This window comes from Marinobacter sp. DSM 26671, from assembly GCF_900112835.1.
Lineage (GTDB): Bacteria > Pseudomonadota > Gammaproteobacteria > Pseudomonadales > Oleiphilaceae > Marinobacter > Marinobacter flavimaris.
In genome coordinates this window covers 40,529-60,265 of record NZ_FONF01000009.1, presented here as the reverse complement: position 1 = coordinate 60,265, position 19,737 = coordinate 40,529, and the positions used below count along the sequence as shown (strand labels likewise).

At 56.9% G+C, this 19,737-nt stretch carries 21 protein-coding genes; 12 read left to right on the top strand and 9 right to left on the bottom strand.

What is annotated here, in order from left to right; all coding sequences use genetic code 11:
* Window positions 1-77 precede the first annotated feature (77 nt).
* From BM035_RS11790 to BM035_RS11780, 4 genes are all read left to right on the top strand, one after another.
* Complete coding sequence (locus BM035_RS11790; protein WP_053112936.1) at window positions 78-470, top strand: hypothetical protein; 393 nt, start codon at window positions 78-80, stop codon at window positions 468-470.
* A 64-nt stretch (window positions 471-534) separates the two neighbouring features.
* On the top strand, window positions 535-927 hold the full coding sequence (locus BM035_RS22335; protein ID WP_139216037.1) for a hypothetical protein: 393 nt from the start codon (window positions 535-537) through the stop codon (window positions 925-927).
* Window positions 928-1,052: 125 nt separating this feature from the next.
* Entirely contained in the window at window positions 1,053-1,487 is a 435-nt protein-coding gene (locus BM035_RS11785) for an ABZJ_00895 family protein (RefSeq protein WP_053112935.1), read from the top strand.
* Between the two features lie 151 nt (window positions 1,488-1,638).
* On the top strand, window positions 1,639-2,172 hold the full coding sequence (locus BM035_RS11780; protein ID WP_092031998.1) for a DNA-binding protein: 534 nt from the start codon (window positions 1,639-1,641) through the stop codon (window positions 2,170-2,172).
* Here the strand turns inward: BM035_RS11780 and BM035_RS11775 are convergent.
* The gene (locus tag BM035_RS11775) at window positions 2,162-2,719 is read right to left on the bottom strand and encodes a DUF6933 domain-containing protein (RefSeq protein ID WP_053112933.1); all 558 of its coding nucleotides are present in this window, start codon (window positions 2,717-2,719) and stop codon (window positions 2,162-2,164) included. The genes BM035_RS11780 and BM035_RS11775 overlap by 11 nt on opposite strands.
* 193 nt (window positions 2,720-2,912) lie before the next feature.
* Here BM035_RS11775 and BM035_RS11770 point away from each other — a divergent pair, with 193 nt between their 5' ends.
* Entirely contained in the window at window positions 2,913-3,725 is an 813-nt protein-coding gene (locus BM035_RS11770) for a HipA domain-containing protein (RefSeq protein WP_254775486.1), read from the top strand.
* Window positions 3,722-4,576 (top strand): DUF3037 domain-containing protein, encoded by an 855-nt coding sequence (locus BM035_RS11765; protein ID WP_075267582.1) that lies wholly within the window; start codon window positions 3,722-3,724, stop codon window positions 4,574-4,576. Before BM035_RS11770 ends, BM035_RS11765 begins: the two co-directional genes overlap by 4 nt.
* A 241-nt stretch (window positions 4,577-4,817) precedes the next feature.
* Here BM035_RS11765 and BM035_RS11760 read toward each other — a convergent pair whose 3' ends face one another.
* The 7 genes from BM035_RS11760 to BM035_RS11730 form a co-directional block, all read right to left on the bottom strand.
* Window positions 4,818-5,564 (bottom strand): amino acid ABC transporter ATP-binding protein, encoded by a 747-nt coding sequence (locus tag BM035_RS11760; protein WP_092031996.1) that lies wholly within the window; start codon window positions 5,562-5,564, stop codon window positions 4,818-4,820.
* 13 nt (window positions 5,565-5,577) lie between these two features.
* Window positions 5,578-6,249, bottom strand: a complete 672-nt coding sequence (locus BM035_RS11755; RefSeq protein WP_014578168.1) for an amino acid ABC transporter permease — start codon at window positions 6,247-6,249, stop codon at window positions 5,578-5,580.
* Window positions 6,250-6,340: 91 nt separating this feature from the next.
* Window positions 6,341-7,099, bottom strand: a complete 759-nt coding sequence (locus tag BM035_RS11750; RefSeq protein ID WP_008175305.1) for a transporter substrate-binding domain-containing protein — start codon at window positions 7,097-7,099, stop codon at window positions 6,341-6,343.
* Window positions 7,100-7,349: 250 nt separating this feature from the next.
* Window positions 7,350-8,219, bottom strand: a complete 870-nt coding sequence (gene metF / locus BM035_RS11745; protein WP_008175304.1) for a methylenetetrahydrofolate reductase [NAD(P)H] — start codon at window positions 8,217-8,219, stop codon at window positions 7,350-7,352.
* Window positions 8,220-8,231: 12 nt separating this feature from the next.
* Window positions 8,232-9,626, bottom strand: coding sequence for an adenosylhomocysteinase (gene ahcY / locus BM035_RS11740; protein ID WP_092031993.1), 1,395 nt, complete (start codon window positions 9,624-9,626; stop codon window positions 8,232-8,234).
* Window positions 9,627-9,694: 68 nt separating this feature from the next.
* Entirely contained in the window at window positions 9,695-10,885 is a 1,191-nt protein-coding gene (gene metK / locus BM035_RS11735; RefSeq protein WP_053112926.1) for a methionine adenosyltransferase, read from the bottom strand.
* Between the two features lie 149 nt (window positions 10,886-11,034).
* Window positions 11,035-12,036 (bottom strand): ArsR/SmtB family transcription factor, encoded by a 1,002-nt coding sequence (locus tag BM035_RS11730; RefSeq protein ID WP_039882088.1) that lies wholly within the window; start codon window positions 12,034-12,036, stop codon window positions 11,035-11,037.
* Window positions 12,037-12,271: 235 nt separating this feature from the next.
* Between BM035_RS11730 and tkt the strand changes: the two genes are divergently transcribed.
* From tkt to BM035_RS11700, 6 genes are all read left to right on the top strand, one after another.
* Entirely contained in the window at window positions 12,272-14,272 is a 2,001-nt protein-coding gene (gene tkt / locus BM035_RS11725; RefSeq protein ID WP_092031990.1) for a transketolase, read from the top strand.
* Window positions 14,272-15,306, top strand: a complete 1,035-nt coding sequence (gene gap, locus BM035_RS11720) for a type I glyceraldehyde-3-phosphate dehydrogenase (RefSeq protein ID WP_092031988.1) — start codon at window positions 14,272-14,274, stop codon at window positions 15,304-15,306. Before tkt ends, gap begins: the two co-directional genes overlap by 1 nt.
* 115 nt (window positions 15,307-15,421) lie before the next feature.
* Window positions 15,422-16,582: a phosphoglycerate kinase gene (locus BM035_RS11715; RefSeq protein ID WP_092031986.1), complete on the top strand. Its 1,161-nt coding sequence runs from the start codon at window positions 15,422-15,424 to the stop codon at window positions 16,580-16,582.
* 240 nt (window positions 16,583-16,822) lie between these two features.
* Window positions 16,823-17,887: a class II fructose-bisphosphate aldolase gene (gene fba, locus BM035_RS11710; RefSeq protein WP_092031984.1), complete on the top strand. Its 1,065-nt coding sequence runs from the start codon at window positions 16,823-16,825 to the stop codon at window positions 17,885-17,887.
* Between the two features lie 154 nt (window positions 17,888-18,041).
* Window positions 18,042-19,013: a DnaJ C-terminal domain-containing protein gene (locus BM035_RS11705; RefSeq protein ID WP_092031981.1), complete on the top strand. Its 972-nt coding sequence runs from the start codon at window positions 18,042-18,044 to the stop codon at window positions 19,011-19,013.
* A gap of 13 nt (window positions 19,014-19,026) precedes the next feature.
* Window positions 19,027-19,371, top strand: coding sequence for a chaperone modulator CbpM (locus BM035_RS11700; protein ID WP_053112922.1), 345 nt, complete (start codon window positions 19,027-19,029; stop codon window positions 19,369-19,371).
* 13 nt (window positions 19,372-19,384) lie between these two features.
* Here the strand turns inward: BM035_RS11700 and BM035_RS22330 are convergent, their stop codons facing one another.
* Entirely contained in the window at window positions 19,385-19,558 is a 174-nt protein-coding gene (locus BM035_RS22330) for a DUF6435 family protein (protein WP_104270694.1), read from the bottom strand.
* Window positions 19,559-19,737: the final 179 nt, after the last annotated feature.

Here is a 19,737-nt window from a genome sequence, read left to right as displayed (position 1 = left end):
GCTGTCGTTACGCAAAAGAGAAATGCGTAGTGAAGGTGACTCCATGATGGGCACCAATATCACTTAGGTCATTGCTGATGATCGAGGCACTCACAGTTATTTCAGCGTTCTTGGGGATTGCCTCCATGATAGGCGGCTTACTGGGAATACTGTTTACAGTGACAGTAGCGTTTTCGAGGATACGCGTGGTAGAGGCCAAGATTGCCGCGCCCGGCGCCTACCTGGATATGACAAAAATTCTGTGGGGCGATGGCCCCTGGGGAAGGTGGATTCGTGCCATGAACGTCTGGGCCTTTTTCACCTACAGGAATCTCCCTGTGATCGGTAGCAAAGTTGCGTTGCGAATGGGTACAGAGGATAAGGCGACTCCCAGGAATTTAAAGCTGTGGGCGCTTATCCCTGTCAGCTTTACTTTTGTCTGCGCAATGATCTTTGCGTTGTCGGCAATTTTTTTGGTGATTGTTGAGTGAAAAGTCGCCCGCTGTGAACAGCCCCTTTTTTCTCTTACAAAACCGAGCTATGGGGCGAGCAACCGTGAGTGATGAATGGCGAATCTTTGCAGCACATGTGGTGGCTGGAGGCATTCTGCTGAACCTGTTGTTCATCTTTGTGATCGTGACCACGGGGTTTCGTTATGCCAAAAAAATAGAACAACGAGTCGCGACGCATTCTGGCAGTCTTTCCAGTATCAGCCAGATCTGGTCAGAGGCGCTTGTCGGTCGTCTCGTCAGGTGCAGCCATGTCTTTGCGTTCCTTGTTTTCCGTAATTGTTCGTCTCGTTTCTGGCACAGGCGAGCATCGACGTTGGGCGACCCAGATGTTCCGCTGCCAAAGCTCTGGCAAGCGTGGTGTCTCGTTCCTGTTCTGTCAATGTATGGAACGCTCGCCGTTGTTCTGGTGGCAGGTGTATTAATGCAGTCTGAATGAAGCGCTCCCGCCGATGGCAAACTGCTGGGCTTGCCGGCATCTGCCGCAGCGCAAGTGTCTGAGATTTTGAAGTTCTTGAGAACGTGCCAATAAATTAAAAACCAAAAAAGCAAGGAAGCTTAAATATGATCACAAAGACAATTCTCAACTTTACCGGCCTCTACGCCGCTCTCCAGCTCTGCATTATTACGATCGGTGAGGTATTCAACATCGATATGAATTCCGGCGTGCAAATCGGGGCGATGATCGGTGCCGCCTATGGCGCAATGGCCGCATCGGTTTCGGCGTTTGGTAGGGCGCCGACGCTCCGGGAGAACTGGATGATGTCCGTCTCTGTGAACATCAGTGCGCTGGTTGTCTCTTTCATTTCCCTCATCGCTCTGCTGTTCGTTTCAGCCGATGCCCCTGTGATTGATGACCTCATGATAGTTATCTCAGAGCTTCCAATGGGCCTTGTGATGATCGGTTTTGCGGTTGCCGTTCTATTGCAGACCCTCGTGTGCTTGCTGATCTTTGGCAAGGTGGCGCGCCGGTATCTCACGAAGCTCAATCCGGCCTAACTTTTCGATACAGCAAGGTTGTCATATGACAACCTTGCTGTATATGATTTGCCCAAGGAATGGCACGAGTGCCCCGCAAGAGACATGCGAACAAAGATATAGAAGCGGCGCTGGCCTGTGCAGAACTGACTCGCTAACGGAGTTGAAGACCATGAATCGTGAATACGACTTCACGCTTAAATATTCAGTTCCACAAGACTTTGCACATGACCAGCTCGAGAGCTCATTGTTTCAAGCGGGATGCGACGACGCCATCATCGGCCTCGGCCAAAAAGGCCGGCTCGCTCTGAACTTTACACGCGAGGCCGAGTCAGCAGAACAAGCCATGCTGAGCGCGCTGCAGGATGTGCAACGGGCGGTTCCTGAGGCCCGCCTGGTGGAGGCCGGGCCGGATTTTGTGGGTATTTCCGACATGGCGAGCCTGCTGATGTTTTCCCGCCAGAACATGCGAAAGCTCATTCAAACCCATCTGGCCAGTTTTCCAATGCCGGTCCATGAGGGCGCGTCAGCAATCTGGCATCTGTGTGATGTCCTTGCCTGGTTCTCCGAAACACAGAAGCGAGCGATTCCGGCTGATCTAATGGACGTGGCCCGAGTAAGCATGGGCGTGAATATGGTGCGAGAAGCAGGGCGGATCGATCATCGATTGCAGGCGCAGTTAAGACAACAAAGCGCTATCGATTAATGGTATCCAACAACGCCAACATCTCCCGCTGCGGCCAGATCGCGCCTTTGACTCCCTTAACCGTGCAGGGCCTTTCCGCCAGCCACGCGCCGGTTCTGTAGGGTGCAAGATCGCTGATTGAGAGCCGGTTATACCAGATCTGATGCTCAAGATCCTGCCCCATCCGGTTCATGGTCGCCTGCACGGAACGGTCGCACTCCAAGTCGCAAACCAGTTCTGCGAGGGCGCTTTCGGCAGCGTCCATCTGTGCCTGATTCGCGCCGGACTTGAGCAGCGTGTTCATCAATGCATCCTGAAACCACCAGTCCAGCTCCGCGAAGTCCGGTTTTGTCAGGCAGGTTGCCAGCAACGGAAAGCGGGTGCTGTCGTGAACAAAAAACACGCAGTTGCGGCGCTGGATTGTGAGCAGGTTGGCGTGCCAGCCGCTAAGCGGGCTCTCAGGCTCGTCATTAGCGGCATGTGGGATCGGCAGTTTGCGTTTGAGACGAGCGGACGAATCCAGCGGCAGCTTCGTATCAAGTTTCTTTGTGCAGTGGATGCGGATCATGGTTTTCTGGCTATATATTCTATCGAAGTCTTGTTTAGGCCGACTTTGATTTGCGGTGAAATTATAAGTGCATGAAATTACATTCAGTTATGTATCCTTGTGTGCCGCAATGCGATTACTGATCAAATAAACTTGCCGGTTTATCTGCGCTTCCACAAGAAGAGAATATGGGATACGGTTGGGTCGTTCTACCGTGACCGTCAGCAACAAGATGTACCGTGGTTACTACCGAGAAAAAGGGAATTTCACACCTGTGTCCAGTTTGCCTCCCAATGAAGTCGAGATCGTCGAGGTGTTGCGCCGCTCGGAACACGGCATGACTCTGCCGTTCATCTGCAGGGGCGACGATGGAGAGATTTATTTCGTCAAAGGCAGCGGGGCGGGCAGACAGAGTCAGATTAACGAATGGATCTCTGGCAACCTCGCTCTGGCCATGGGAATTCCCGTAGCTCCGTTCAGACTTGTCGATGTTCCCGACGAGTTAACCGATGTATTATCAGCGGAAGATGCGCTTGCGTTGGGTCGCGGCCCGGCTTTTGGATCCGTGGAGCAGAGGATAACGGAGTTGGCTTTCTCCCAGATTCATGATATCCCATCGGAAATGCGTGGCTCTCTCCTCGTTTTCGATTGGTGGATATCGAACGTTGATCGTCAATTGACGAAAAACGGCGGAAACGCCAATCTGTTCTGGGATGCGGAAACTCAGCGCCTCGTGGTCATTGACCACAACCAGGCGTTCGACCCTGATTTCGATGCCGACCAATTTTTTCGGTATCACGCCTTCAAGGACAGCGTGCCAGATGTGTTCGATGACTTGATTGAGCGCCAGCACTATACTGAAAGGCTGGAACAGGCTTTGAGGGAGTGGGACGGCATTATCCAGGCCATTCCCGAGGAGTGGTTTTACATAGACTCTGAGATGACGATGAAACTGGACTTTGATCCGGATTCATTCCTGACACACTTGCAGCGTTTTCGTAGCGACAACTTTTGGAACCGGAAATGACCAGGACAGCGTGCCAATACGCCATCGTGCGGTTTATGCCTTATATCGAGACGGGCGAGTTCGCCAACGTCGGTATTTTGCTGTGGGCACCGAAAACCCGCTACCTGGGCTTTAAACTGCTTCGGAAAAAGCATGCCCGTATCACCCAGTTCTTTGAGGAGCTGGACCGGGGACTGTACCTCAAAACCATGGCGAATCTGGATGCTGAGCTGCGCAGAGTACAGGGCATGCTCAAAGACCAGGTCGGCGAGTTTGGTGACAACGACCGGGATTATGGATTTCACAAAGGTCTGTTTCAGGAACTGATCCGACCCCGTGAAACCATCGTTCGTTTCAGCGAGCAGCGGGCAGTGCTGGCGGAGAATCCAGAGCAAACACTGGCTGAGCTCTACGAATATTACGTTGGCCGGAACTTCGTCACCAGGGAATATCAGGAGACCATTCTCGAGAAGGGCATCAAGCAACTCCTGGAACAGCGGGATCTGGCAAAGCGTTTTACCAAGCGTCGGATCGAAGATCAGCTATACGGAGTCACCTTCCCCTTCGTTGAGCAAAAGGACAACGAGGCCATTCGGGTAATCAAGCCCCTGTTCCTGGGGCAGACCGATTCCACGGCCATTATCGAACATGGTGGCAAGTGGAAGCTGAAAGTGGATCAGCTCCGCAAGCGGCATCTGCTGAAAGGCCCCGTGTTATTTCCGGTTAAAGGCCCGGAGCCTGGACAGGTTAATGACCTTCGTGTAGAGGCTTTCGAGGAAACCCTTGCCAACCTGGAGGGCGACGGTATCGAGATAACTCTGCACACTGAAAAAGACAGGATTCTCGAGTTTGCCGGAATGCACGCCCATTAGCGATCTCGGGCTCGTCGGCGGGTATGATTGCGCCTGCCGATTGCCCTCCCGAGGAGCTTGTAATTAATCCTTACAGGTTGCACCCCGAGCGGGTTGCAATTATCGGTACTGCAGGCGATCAGTATGCAGACAGGCTAGGTTACTTCCTCCACTTGCTCTCCCTCCTCCGGAACTTGCAGTTCGCCGGCGGGCATTCAGGAAAAAGCCTCCGCAAGCGGAGGCTTTCAAAGCTGGGTTTGGCTCAGTGCGCCAACACCCGCGAAAGAAACGCCTGGGTGCGCTCGTTCTGAGGGTTGTCGAACACATCGTCCGGTTTACCCTGTTCCACAATCTGGCCCTCGTGGATGTAGATCACGCGGTCGGCCACTTCCCGGGCGAAGCCCATCTCGTGGGTGACGACCATCATGGTCATGCCTTCCTTGGCCAGTTCCCGCATAACGTCCAGCACTTCACCGATCATTTCCGGGTCCAGGGCTGAGGTTGGCTCGTCGAACAGCATCAGGCGCGGTTCCATCGCCAGCGCTCGGGCGATTGCGACCCGCTGTTGCTGGCCGCCGGACAGCTGGCTGGGGTACTTGTCGGCCTGGTTGCCGATGCCCACACGGTTGAGCAACCGCTCGGCGGTGGCATTGGCAACAGTTTCCGGAGCATCCTTGACCTTCTTGGGCGCCAGCATGATGTTCTTTTTCACCGTGAGGTGAGGGAAGAGGTTGAACTGTTGGAATACCATGCCGACTTCCTTGCGGATTTCAGCCAGAGCTTTCGGATTGCCGCTCTTGGGCGCGAGCTGTTGGCCGTCCACTTCCAGTGTTCCGGATTCATATTCTTCAAGGCCGTTCACACAGCGAATCAGGGTGGATTTGCCGGAGCCGCTGGCGCCGATAATAACCACCACTTCGCCCTGTTCAACGGTAAGGTCAATATCTTTGAGGACATGCAGTTTCCCGAAGTACTTGTTCATGCCCTTCATTTTTACAATCTGAGTCATGGGTAACGTTCCTTCAGACAGAAGCCAGTCCGCGGCGCTCAACGAAGCGGAGAATGATGGACAGGGACAGGGTGATGGCCAGGTAGAGGATCGCGACCACAAAATACACCTCGAAGGCGGTAAAGGTGTTGGCAATATAGATCTGGCCCTGGCGTACCAGTTCGCCCACGCCAATCACCGAGAACAGGGACGTGTCCTTGATGCTGACGATAGCCTGGTTGCCCAGCGGCGGAATCATCCGGCGGAACGCCTGAGGCCACACGACAGACCAGAAGGTCTGGGTACGGGATAGCCCCAGAGAGAGACCGGCCTCGGTCTGGCCTTTATCGATGGACTGAACACCACCGCGGACCACCTCCGATATGTAGGCGCCGGAGTTCAAAGCGATGGCCGCGATGCCGGCCGTCAAGGGATCAATGGGACCGCCAATCAGATCGGGCAGGCCATAGAAAATAAAGAGGACCTGAACCAGGATCGGAGTGCCACGAAAGATTTCGATGTAGGCGGTTGCCGGCCACCGCAGGAACCACTTCTTGTTGATGCTCAGCAGGCCAAAGAAAATGCCCAGAGCAAAACCGATCAGAAGACCGCCGAAGGAAATCAGCAGGGTGTAGGGGATCCCTTTTATCAGAAAAGGGATGGAGTCGATGGCTGCCTGCCAGTCGAACTGAAACTGGAATTCCACAGTGAGAGTCTCCGCAGAGTTTTGGAGTCACGAAGTGCCGGGGCAGTGAAGCCCCGGCAAAGGGAATCAGACCTCTGGGGCCCGGGAGCCCTTACATGCCCTCGGGCATGGGGCCAAACCATTTTTCGTAGATGGTTTTGTAAGTACCATCTTCCTTCATTGCGGCAAGGGCTTCGTTTACATCATCAACCCACTCACTGCCACTCTTGAGGGCGATACCATACTGCTGGCCTTCGTAAAGCGGGCCGACGGTTGTCACCTTGCCTTCACCTTTGGTGCGGGCAAAGTAGCCTACGTTTGGCGCATCGTAGAACACTGCATCAATGGCACGGGACATCAGCGCCATGTACATATCAGAGCTGCCCGGGTAGGGGGTTACACCGTCATCGGCGTCAAGGTTCTTGACCAGGTAGTCATAACTGGTGCTACCAATCTTGGTGCCGATTTTCTTGCCTTCGAGGTCGTCGAATTCGCTAACGTCGTCATTACCCTCGCGAACGAGGATTCGCAGACCCGAGTCGTAGTACGGGTCGGAGAAATCGACGATTTCTTCACGCTCTTCAGTAATCGTGATGCCGGCAATGGCAATGTCGACGTTGCCGGTTTGCAGGGCCGGGATGATGCCGTTGAAATCCATGGTGTTGAGGTCAATTTCGAAACCTGCACGGTCGGCTACCTCGCGGATGATCTCCATATCGAAACCGATCATCTCACCGGTTTCCTGGTCCATCATTTCAAACGGAACGAAACTCGGGTCAGTGACGACGCGCAGGGTTTCTGCGCTCACGGTTCCTGCGGCAACGGTCAGTGCCAGGCTGGCGCTTACGGTCTTCAGCCACTTCGTGCTCATACAATCTCCTTTTCTTTCTTATGAGGCTCCATTTGCCCGGTAAGGCAAGCCGGACCAATCACTGCTGTTGACGGCGATCTCCGGGGAGCGTTGATGGAACTGCATCACATACACTCTAGACTATTACGCAGATGTATACAGGAAATCAAATGCTTGGCGGGGAGGTCCCGCCGGACGGGGAATAAAAAAGGGGCAGATGAAAGTGTTCATCTGCCCCTTTTATTTCGTGGAGAGCGGATAGCGCGAAGCCTTAAAACGCAATCTTCTCCCGCTCACTGATGCCCAGATTCTTCCAGATGCTGATGCTGGGCTCTACCTGATTCAGGGTGTAGAAATGCAAGCCCGGCGCGCCTGCTGCCAGGAGCTTCTCGCACATTTCGGTGACCACTTCCTCACCGAATTTGCGAATAGATTCTCTGTCGTCGCCGTAGGCTTCGAGCTGCTTGCGAATCCAGCGAGGAATTTCCGCGCCGCACATGTCGGAGAAACGAACCAGGTTGGAGAAATTGACGATGGGCATGATGCCCGGTACCACCGGAATGGTAACGCCCATTTTCTCCAGCCGGTCGATGAAGTAGAAGTAGCTGTCTGCATTAAAGAAGTACTGGGTGATGGCGCTGTTCGCACCGGCCTGAACTTTGCGGGCAAAGTTCTTCAGATCTTCTTCGGCGTTGCGGGCCTGAGGATGAAACTCAGGGTACGCAGCTACTTCCAGGTTAAACGTATCGCCGCTGTGCTCACGGATAAACTCCACCAGCTCGTTGGCGTAGCGCAGCTCACCGGCGGCACCCATACCGGAGGGCATGTCGCCCCGTAGGGCGACAATCCGGTTGATTCCGTGCTCCCGGTACAGATCCAGAAGCTCCCCGATTTCCTGGCGGGTGCCCCCGACGCAGGAAAGATGAGGTGCCGTGGAAATGCCCTGGCTATGCAGGTTGAGCACGGTCTCGATGGTGCGGTCCCGGGTGGAACCACCGGCGCCGAAGGTGACGGAGAAAAAGTCCGGATTCACCTCGGCCAGCTGGTTGCGCACGTTCTGCAGCTTTTCCTTGCCCTGGTCGGTCTTGGGCGGGAAAAACTCAAAGCTGAAACGACGCTTGAACTGTTTCTGGGATTGCATCTGTTTACCCGATCAGTACTTGTAGCTTTCTGGCTTGTACGGGCCTTCGACCGGTACACCGATGTATTTCGCCTGCTCCGGAGTCATCTTGGTGATCACGCCACCAAAGCCTTCCACCATGGCCCGGGCCACTTCCTCATCGAGGTGTTTGGGCAGAACCTGGACGTACACGCCTTTCTCACGGGCATCTTCCGGCAGGTCGGCGAACTTGCGCTCGAACAGGTACATCTGGGCCAGAACCTGGTTGGCAAAGGAGCCATCCATGATCCGTGACGGGTGACCGGTGGCGTTGCCCAGATTCACCAGGCGGCCTTCGGACAGCAGGATCAGGTGGTCGTTGGTGGCCTTGTCGCGGTACACCACGTGCACCTGCGGCTTCACCTCGTCCCATTCCCAGTTCTTGCGCATGTAGGCGGTATCGATCTCGTTGTCGAAGTGACCGATGTTGCACACCACAGCACCGCTTTTCAGGGCTTTGAGCATGTGCGCGTCGCACACGTTCATGTTGCCGGTGGTGGTGACCAGCAGATCGGTGTTCTGCAGCAGGTCGCGGTTCACGGCAGACTCGGTACCGGTGTTCACGCCGTCAATGTACGGAGACACAACTTCGAATCCGTCCATGCAGGCTTGCATGGCACAGATGGGGTCGGCCTCGGTCACTTTTACAATCATGCCTTCCTGGCGCAGGGAAGCAGCAGAGCCCTTGCCTACATCACCATAGCCAATCACCAGGGCTTTCTTGCCTGCCATCAGGTGGTCGGTAGCGCGCTTGATGGCGTCATTCAGGCTGTGGCGACAACCGTATTTGTTGTCGTTCTTGGCCTTGGTGACCGCGTCGTTCACGTTGATGGCCGGCACCTTCAGAGTGCCCTCGCGCAGCATTTCCTGCAGACGATGCACACCGGTGGTGGTTTCTTCGGTCACGCCGTGGCAGTTAGCCAGGATTTCCGGGTACTTCTCATGGAGCAGGGCGGTCAGATCGCCGCCGTCGTCCAGAATCATGTTCGGTTCCCAGCCGTCTACATCGGCTCCGACCGTACGCTCCAGGCACCAGTCGTACTCTTCGTCGGTTTCGCCCTTCCAGGCAAACACGGGAATGCCCTGCGCGGCGATGGCGGCAGCGGCCTGGTCCTGGGTGGAGAAGATGTTGCACGAAGACCAGCGCACGTTCGCACCCAGTTCAATCAGCGTCTCGATCAACACGGCGGTCTGGATGGTCATGTGGATACAGCCCATCACATTGGCGCCTTTCAGCGGCTGCTCGGCTTTGTATTTCTCGCGGAGCTTCATCAGGGCCGGCATTTCGCCTTCAGCGATGTTGATTTCCTTGCGGCCCCAGCCGGCCAGGGAAATATTGCGAACTTTGTAGTCGTCAAAGCTGTTCAGCTTTTCTGCGGGAGTGCTCATGGTGTTCTCCTGTCAGTTCAATCAGTTTGGCTTGGGCGTATGCCTGATGACATACGCCCGAAATCGGTTTAGATACCAGCCGCATCTTTCAGGGCCGCGGCGCGATCGGTCTTCTCCCACGGGAAGGCGGTAAAGGTTTTGCCGCCAACCGTCATTTCATAGGGGTCGCGACCGAAGTGGCCGTAGGCGGCTGTTGCCCGATACATCGGATGCAGCAGATCGAGCATGTTGGTAATTGCGTAGGGCCGCAGGTCGAAGTTGTCGCGCACCAGTTCAATGATCTTGTCGTCGCTGATCTTGCCGGTGCCGAAAGTGTTCAGGGAGATCGACGTCGGCTGCGCCACACCGATGGCGTAGGACACCTGGATCTCACACTTGTCAGCCAGTCCGGCGGCGACGATGTTCTTGGCAACGTAGCGGCCGGCGTAGGCGGCGGAGCGGTCAACCTTGGACGGATCCTTTCCGGAGAAAGCACCGCCACCGTGGCGTGCCATGCCGCCGTACGTGTCTACGATGATCTTGCGGCCCGTCAGACCACAGTCGCCAACGGGGCCACCGATCACGAACTTGCCGGTCGGGTTGATGTGGAACTGGGTGTCCTTGTGCAGCAGTTCAGCTGGCAGCGCGTGCTTGACGATCAGCTCCATCACCGCTTCTTTCAGGTCTTCCTGGGTCACGTCTTCATCGTGCTGGGTGGACAGAACCACTGCGTCGATACCAGCAACCCGGCCGTTTTCGTAGCGGCAGGTAACCTGGCTCTTGGCGTCCGGGCGCAGCCACGGCAGCAGGCCGCTCTTGCGGGCTTCGGCCTGGCGCTGAACCAGACGATGAGAGAAGGTGATTGGCGCCGGCATCAGTACATCGGTTTCGTTGCTGGCATAGCCGAACATCAGGCCCTGGTCGCCGGCGCCCTGGTCTTCCGGCTTCTGGCGGTCGACGCCCTGGGCAATATCGACGGACTGCTTGCCGATAATGTTGATGATGCCGCAGGTGTCGCCGTCGTAGCCCACTTTCGAGGAGGTGTAGCCGATGTCCTTGATGACACCGCGCACCAGGTCTTCCAGATCCACCCAGGCGCTGGTGGTGATCTCACCGCCAACGATGGCCACACCGGTTTTTACCATGGTCTCGCAGGCAACGCGGGCATGGGGATCGTCGGTCAGGATGGCATCCAGCACGGCATCAGAGATCTGGTCTGCCAGTTTGTCCGGATGGCCTTCAGAGACCGATTCGGAAGTGAAGATGTTGTAGTCAGCCATAGCGCATGCTCCTCTGTGAGCGATTCAAATTCAGGCCGGTAAGCGGTTTTCTTAAAGCGCTTTCCGGTATCCGGTTTGTTGGTCTGTGTGAGGATACGTAAAACTACGTATCCGTATATCAAAATTTGTTGATATTGCGATCCAGGTCGTCAAATCTGACCGCTGTGTTTCCAGAATTCCCGAACCTGGATCTGGAACCCGTTCCGCAAGCCGATAAACAGCTGTTCTCCGGCAACCAGGCCGGCGTCCGCGGCCCAGGTGGTAAGCTCTTCCGGCTCAAACCCGAGCCAGAGATCACCGCAGTTTGCTTTTGCCCAGTCCTGGTCGTGACTGCACAGGTCGCTGATTACGAAGCAGCCGCCGTTGTTCATCAACGCCGCGGCATCAAGGAAGATGTCAGCGGGGCTGGGCACGTGATGCAGAACCATATTCGCAACGACCAGGTCGAAGGCGTCGCCCCTGGCCAGCAGGGTGTCGGTAACACCTTCTATCAGGTCGATGTTGTTCAGCCGTTCGTCAATGCAGGTGCGGGTGGCCTTGGCCAGCATGTCCCGGCTGTTATCCAGGGCAACCACATGCCCACAAAGCTCTGCCAGAACCGGTAGGAAGGCACCCTCGCCGGGGCCGATTTCCAGTGCGGCCTGCCATTGATGTTTGCGGGACCGTTTGCGGATCATTTCCGCGACCGGCTCTGCGTAAAGATCAAAAGCGGCGATCAGTTCCTGCTGCTCGCGGAACTGCTCTGCATGCCGGGCGAAGAAAGCCTGGGACTGGTCTGCGCGCTGAGTGCGAATGGCCTCAATGCGCTCCTGCAGATGTGGTGGCAGTGGCACCCGGTCTACCGCTTCAAATATCTGTCGGATGGTCTGGTCGGTTGGCTTGTCGCTGTCCAGGTGCAGCGGGCGGCGATAGAAAATCGCATTGCCTTCACGCTGGGGCTCAAGCAGACCAGCCTTGTTCATTACCTTCAGGTGGTGGCTCATACCGGACTGGCGCATATCAAACAACTGGCTGAGCTCCAGAACTCCGAACGTATCCCGTCTCAACACACGCAGAATCTCCAGCCGCAACGGATCCCCGCCCGCTTTGAAGATCGGGGCCAGTGCGTCCACGGAGGACAGGTTGTCGGCGTATGTGTTCATGGATGTCATGGAAACGAAGTGTAGGGGGCTTCGGGTGGTCAATCAATAGGCATATCAAAAAATTTTGATATAGATTTATCGTTCTTTGAAATCAGACCTTTCGGAAATCCACAGGCAAACAATCGTGAAACAGGCACATGCCGATTTGCCCCGGCACACACTAATCGGCGAAAATACGCGCCTCATTTTGATCGCCCTTTAATCACTACGAATTCTTTTCCTGCAAAACACTGGAGAAACGTCAATGCCGTCTCGTAAAGATCTCGCCAACGCCATTCGCGCGCTGAGCATGGATGCGGTTCAGAAAGCCAAGTCCGGCCACCCGGGTGCGCCCATGGGTATGGCGGATATCGCCGAGGTTCTGTGGAACGATTACCTGAGCCACAACCCGGCCAACCCTCAGTGGGCCAACCGGGACCGCTTCGTGCTGTCCAACGGTCACGGCTCCATGCTGCAGTATTCCCTGCTGCACCTGAGCGGGTACGACGTTTCCATCGACGACATCAAGAACTTCCGCCAGTTGCACTCCAAGACGCCGGGCCACCCCGAGTACGGCTACACCCCGGGCATTGAAACCACCACTGGTCCTCTGGGCCAGGGCATTGCCAACGCCGTTGGTTTTGCCATTGCCGAGAAGTCCCTGGCAGCGCAGTTCAACCGTCCGGGCCACGAGATTGTTGACCACTACACCTACGCGTTCCTCGGCGACGGCTGCCTGATGGAAGGCATCTCTCACGAAGTTGCCTCCCTGGCAGGCACCCTCGGCCTCGGCAAGCTTGTGTTCTTCTATGACGACAACGGCATCTCCATCGATGGCGAAGTGGATGGCTGGTTTACTGATAACACCCCGCAGCGTTTCGAGTCTTACGGCTGGCAGGTGATTCCCGCAGTCGACGGCCATGATGCTGACGCCATTCGCGCCGCGATCGAAGCCGCCCGTGCCAACACCGAACAGCCCACGCTGATCTGCTGCAAGACCATCATCGGCTTTGGTTCCCCGAACAAACAGGGCAAGGAAAGCTGTCACGGTGCCCCCCTGGGTGACGACGAAATCACCCTGACCCGCGAGCAGTTGGGCTGGCAGTACGGTCCGTTCGAAATTCCGGCCGACATCGCCAGTGCCTGGAACGCCCGTGAAAAAGGTGCCGCTGCCCAGTCCGAGTGGGAACAGAAGTTTGCCGCCTACGAAAAAGCGGAGCCGGAACTGGCGGCTGAGTTCAAGCGCCGCATGGCTGGCGACCTGCCCGCCGACTTTGCCGAGAAGGCCCAGGCTTACATCCAGGAATGCCAGGACAAGGCCGAGACTGTGGCTTCCCGCAAGGCGTCCCAGAACACTCTGAACGCTTACGGCCCGCTGCTGCCGGAACTGATGGGCGGCTCTGCCGACCTGGCCGGTTCCAACCTGACTATCTGGTCCGACACCAAGGGTCTGACCAAGGAAGATGCCAGCGGTAACTACATCTATTACGGTGTCCGTGAATTCGGCATGGCTGCGATCATGAACGGCATCGCCCTGCACGGCGGTTTCGTGCCCTACGGCGCGACCTTCCTGATCTTCATGGAATATTGCCGCAACGCCGTGCGCATGGCTGCGCTGATGAAGCAGCGTTCCATCTTCGTGTTCACCCACGACTCCATCGGCCTGGGTGAAGATGGCCCGACTCACCAGCCTATCGAGCAGATGGCCAGTCTGCGCACCACCCCCAACATGAGCATGTGGCGTCCGGCGGATACTGTTGAATCCGCAGTGGCCTGGAAAGCAGCTCTTGAGCGCACCGATGGCCCGACCGCCATGGTCTTCTCCCGTCAGGGGCTGCCGGCACAGCCGCGCGATGCCCAACAGCTGGCGGACGTAGCCAAGGGCGCCTATATCCTGTCAGACAGCGAAGGCACGCCGGACCTGATCCTGATTGCCACCGGCTCCGAAGTCGGCCTGGCGCAGGATGCGGCTGCCCAGCTTCGTGATCAGGGCAAGAACGTGCGCGTGGTTTCCATGCCGTCCACGGACGTGTTCGATGCCCAGAGCGCCGAGTACAAGCAGCAGGTCCTGCCGCTGGATGTCACCAACCGCATCGCCATTGAAGCCGGCATTGCCGATTACTGGTACAAGTACGTTGGCCTGGACGGTCGCATCATCGGCATGACCACCTTCGGTGAGTCCGCCCCGGCCGGTGAGCTGTTCAAGGAATTCGGCTTTACCGTCGACAATGTCCTGGAAGTGGCTGCTGAGCTTCTGGACGCCTGATGACGGACTCTGCGCCTTTTCGTGTCGCCATCAACGGGTACGGCCGAATCGGCCAGTGCGTGTTGCGTGCGCTTTATGAAAACGGCTTCCGCGATCACCTTCAGGTGGTCGCGATCAACGAGTTGTCGGATATCGACACCATTGCCCACCTGACCCGATACGATTCCACCCACGGGCGTTTCCAGGGTGACATTTCGGTATCGGGTCAGGACCTGATGGTCAATGGCGATGCCATCCGCGTGTTGAGTCACGCTGACCCGGCAGAGCTGCCCTGGCGCCTGCTTGATGTCGATCTGGTACTGGAATGTTCCGGCGCCTTCTCGGATCGTGCTACGGCCGAGAAGCACATCGATTCCGGGGCCAGACGCCTGCTCTTCTCGCAGCCGGCCGAGTCCGATGTGGACCGCACCGTTGTCTACGGGGTCAACCACGCTGATCTCACACCGGAAGACGTGATCGTTGCAGCCGCCTCCTGCACCACCAACTGCCTGGTGCCTGTGATCAAGGTGCTGGACGACGCCTTTGGCGTGCAGCAGGGCAGTACCACCACGATTCACGCGGCCATGAATGACCAGCCGGTTATCGATGCCTACCACCACCAGGATTTGCGACGAACCCGCAGCGCCCTGCACAACATCGTTCCGGTGGAAACCGGTCTTGCGAAAGGTATTGAGCGGTTGCTGCCGAGCATGGAAGGCAAGTTCAGTTCGGTCGCCATGCGGGTGCCGACCATGAATGTCTCCGCCATCGACATGGTGGTGAACGTGGGCAAAGCCACCAACGTGGCAGCGGTGAACAACCTGTTAGAAGAGGCCGCCAACGGCCCGTTAAAGAGCATACTCGGCTATACCGACGAACTGCTGGCCAGCTCCGATTTTAACCACGACGCCCACTCCGGCGTTGTCGACGGCGGACAGACCCGGGTCAGCGGCGGCACCATGGTGAAAGTGCTGTGCTGGTTCGATAATGAGTGGGGGTTCGCGAACCGGATGCTCGATGTCAGCCGTAGTTGGCTGACGAAACAAAAAACCTGATTGTCGGTTATCGCTGCGCTCGAACCGACCTACCGTAGGTCGGATTGAACGTAGTGAAAATCCGACAGCCAGACCAGATTTCAAGTGTGCAAGATCTGATCAAGGGAAGAACGTTATGGCCATCAAGAAAATGACCGACCTTAACCTCGCTGGCAAGCGAGTGCTGATCCGCGAAGACCTGAACGTGCCGGTCAAGGACGGCAAAGTCTCCAGCGACGCCCGCATCCGCGCCTCACTGCCCACCATCAAGGCTGCTAAAGACGCCGGCGCTAAAGTCATGCTGATGTCCCACCTGGGCCGCCCGGAAGAAGGCGTGTACGACGAAGCTTCCTCCATGAAGCCCGTTGCTGATCACCTGACCAAAGTCCTCGGCCAGGAAGTCCGCTTGATCAAGGACTATCTGGACGGCGTTGAAGTCGCCGATGGCGAAGTTGTCCTGTTCGAGAACGTTCGCTTCAACAAGGGCGAAAAGAAAGACAACGAAGACCTCGCGAAGAAGTACGCGGCCCTGTGCGATGTCTACGTCATGGACGCCTTCGGCACGGCGCACCGCGCCCAGGCCTCTACCCACGGCGTGGCCAGATTCGCCCCAGAGGCCTGCGCCGGCCCGCTGCTGGCGGCCGAGCTTGAAGCCCTGGGCAAAGCCCTGGACAACCCGTCCAAACCGGTGGTTGCCATCGTTGGTGGCTCCAAGGTCTCTACCAAACTGGACGTGCTCAACGCGCTTGAAAAAGTTTGTGACTCCATCATCGTGGGCGGCGGCATCGCCAACACCTTCCTGGCCGCTGCTGGTCACCCGGTGGGCAAGTCCCTGTGCGAGCATGACCTGATCGACACCGCCAAAGAGATCGCCAGTCGCGTTGAAATCCCGCTGCCGGTCGACGTGGTTGTTGCCAGCGAGTTCGCCGAAACCGCCACCGCAACCGTCAAGAACATCTCCGACGTCACCGACGACGACATGATTCTCGATGTGGGCCCGGAGACCGCGGGCGAATTCGCTGAACTGCTGAAAAACGCCAAAACGATCCTCTGGAACGGCCCGGTTGGCGTTTTTGAATTCGACCAGTTCGGCAATGGCACCAAAGCGCTTGCTAATGCCATCGCCGAAAGCGACGCCTTCTCCCTCGCTGGCGGTGGTGACACCGTCGCCGCCGTTGACAAGTACGGCGTTGCTGACAAAATCTCGTATATCTCCACCGGTGGTGGCGCGTTCCTCGAGTTCGTCGAAGGCAAGACCCTGCCGGCGGTAGCCGTATTGGAAGAACGCGGCGAGTAAACAAACAAAAGCGGTTCTGATCGGCTCCAACAACAAGACCAGAATCGCAAGGCAGGTGGGGGAATCCTTCCCGGGACTGTCTGCAGCAAGGATGCTGCAGTCAAGCGTACAGGGACGTATTAACAGCGTGTCCCGGGAAGGATTCCCCCACCTGCCGCAGCAGACTCCCAGGCCAGACCAGAGGAGTCCTGCACAGAAACAGAATTCAACTACCCATAGTCCAAATGAAGGAGACGACCCATGGCCCTGATTTCGATGCGGCAAATGCTGGATCACGCCGCCGAGCATGGTTACGGTGTGCCAGCCTTTAACGTCAACAACCTGGAACAGATGCGCGCCATCATGGAAGCCGCCGACAAAACCGACTCCCCGGTGATTGTCCAGGCTTCCGCCGGTGCCCGCAAATACGCTGGCGCCCCCTTCCTGCGCCACCTGATCCTGGCGGCCATCGAAGAATTCCCGCACATCCCGGTGGTCATGCACCAGGATCATGGCACCAGCCCCTCCGTGTGCCAGCGCTCCATCCAGTTGGGCTTCAGCTCCGTGATGATGGACGGCTCCCTGGGTGAAGACGGTAAAACCCCCACCGAATACGACTACAACGTCGACGTAACCCGTCGCACCGTTGAAATGGCCCACGCCTGTGGCGTCTCCGTAGAAGGCGAGCTGGGTTGCCTGGGTTCCCTGGAAACCGGCCAGGCCGGTGAAGAAGACGGCATCGGCGCCGAAGGCACCCTGGACCACAGCCAGATGCTGACCGACCCGGAAGAAGCGGCGGACTTCGTCAAGAAAACCCATGTTGACGCCCTGGCCATCGCCATCGGCACCAGCCACGGTGCTTACAAGTTTACCCGTCCGCCCACAGGCGACATCCTGGCCATCGACCAGATCAAAGCCATCCATGCCCGCATCCCGGATACCCACCTGGTTATGCACGGCTCCAGCTCCGTACCCCAGGAGTGGCTGAAGATCATCAACGAATACGGTGGTGAGATCCCGGAAACCTACGGCGTACCGGTCGAGGAAATCGTAGAGGGCATCAAGCACGGCGTGCGCAAGGTCAACATCGACACCGACCTGCGCCTGGCCAGCACCGGCGCGGTCCGTCGCTTCCTGGCTGAAAACCCGGCCGAGTTCGACCCGCGCAAATTCCTCAAGGAAACCATGAAGGCCATGACCGACGTATGCGTGGCGCGTTACGAAGCCTTTGGTTGTGCCGGCAACGCCAGCAAGATCAAGCCGGTGAACCTTGAGCGCATGTTCGAGCGTTACGCCTCCGGTGAGCTGGATCCGAAAGTTAAGTAAGTTATGTTATTCATTTGGGGCGGATCTCCGCCCCAAATGCCTGACCCACCTCAAGTACGAACGACCTTCCCCTTGTAATTTCCCCAATCTCATCAAATATAGTGGTTAGTAAGCGGGCGTACGCCCAGCAGAATAACCAGTGGTGAGGATCCTGATGGACTTCAAAGACTATTACGCCGTGCTCGGTGTGAGTGAGTCTGCCTCCGCCGAGGAGATAAAAAAAGCCTACCGAAAGCTGGCACGGAAATACCATCCGGATGTCAGTAAGGAAGAGGACGCCGACACCAAATTCAAGGAAGTGGGTGAAGCCTACGAAGTACTGAAAGATCCCGAGAAGCGCGCGGAGTACGACCAGCTGCGTAAATACGGCGCCAGGGCGGATGGTTCTTTCGAGCCGCCTCCGGGCTGGCAAAGCGGTGCCGGTTTCGGTGGCGGAGGTTATACCGATGCCGACGCGCGCCAGTTCAGCGACTTCTTCGAGGAGATATTCGGAGGTGGTCGCCAGGGCGGTTTCTCCGGGGGCTACGGTGGTGGCGGTTTCCGCCAGAACATGAGAATGCGCGGTGAGGATGTGCATGCGAGGCTCGCCCTGTTCCTCGAAGAAGCGTTTCACGGCTGTGAAAAGCAGGTTTCTTTTGCGGTACATGAGGCCGATGAACATGGCCGGGTGATTCCCCGGCAAAAGACCCTGAAAGTGAAGATCCCCGCCGGCATGCGCGAAGGCCAGCACATCCGCCTCAAAGGCCAGGGTTCGCCGGGTGTGGGCGGTGCTGAGCCGGGCGATCTGTTCATTGAAGTCGAGTTTGCGCCGCATCCACATTTTTCCGTGGAGGGCCGGGATGTCATGGTTACTGTGCCGATAGCGCCGTGGGAAGCGGCTCTGGGGGCAACGGTGACCGTGCCAACCGTAGGCTCAAAGGTAAATGTGAAAGTGCCGAAGGGCTCCACCAGTGGCCGGAAGCTGCGGCTCAAGGGCAAGGGGTTCCCGGGCAAGCATCCGGGTGATCAGATTGTCATTCTGCAGATCACCATGCCCGAGAAACACAGCGCCGAGGCCGAGAAGCTCTACGAGCAACTGGCCGAGGCAGAGAAAAACTTCAATCCACGCAGCAAGCTTCACGTGTAAGCGGGAGTAAGGTATGAGCAAGCAGGATCATATTTTGACGGTAGAGGTGGTCGACCAGGATGGCAGCACCTTCACCCTGCGTGAAATATGCGAGCGTGGCGAGTGCCATGCCGAGTTTGTCATAAAACTGGTGGACTACGGGATCATTGCCCCGCTGGAAGATTACCCGGAGGCACGGCAATGGGAGTTCGATGTCGCTGCCCTGAGCCGATTGCGCAAAGCGCAGAGATTACAGAGGGACCTGAAAATGAATCTGCCCGGCCTGGCCATGTCTCTGGAACTGCTCGATGAGGTGGAGGAAATGCGTCGGGAAGTGGCCCGTCTCAATCACCGCATCCGGCAATTGATGGGGGAGTAAACGCTCCCCCCGCTTATTTCTTTTCGTCCAGCGCCTGGATCTCGGCGTAGATCTTTTCTGCCTCCTCCATGAGGGTTCCATGGGTTCTCAGATCGCCGTTGCGCTGGGCATCCAGTGCTTTGGCGAGCTTCGCCTCGTATTCCTTCTGCAGTTTTTTCCTCGGATCGCCTTTCAAAAATCCCAGCATAGTAATGAACCTGTTTTGGCTGACTGTTCAAAGATTTACGTTTCCCGCTCCATAAAGTTCACAAAATTTTCATGATCAAAAACTGGACAGGCGCAAAAAATGGGATTAAATTCCCAAATACAAGATTGGGAAAAATATCCCAATTTAAGATCGGGTGTTTAAACGCGGTCGCCCGCGGA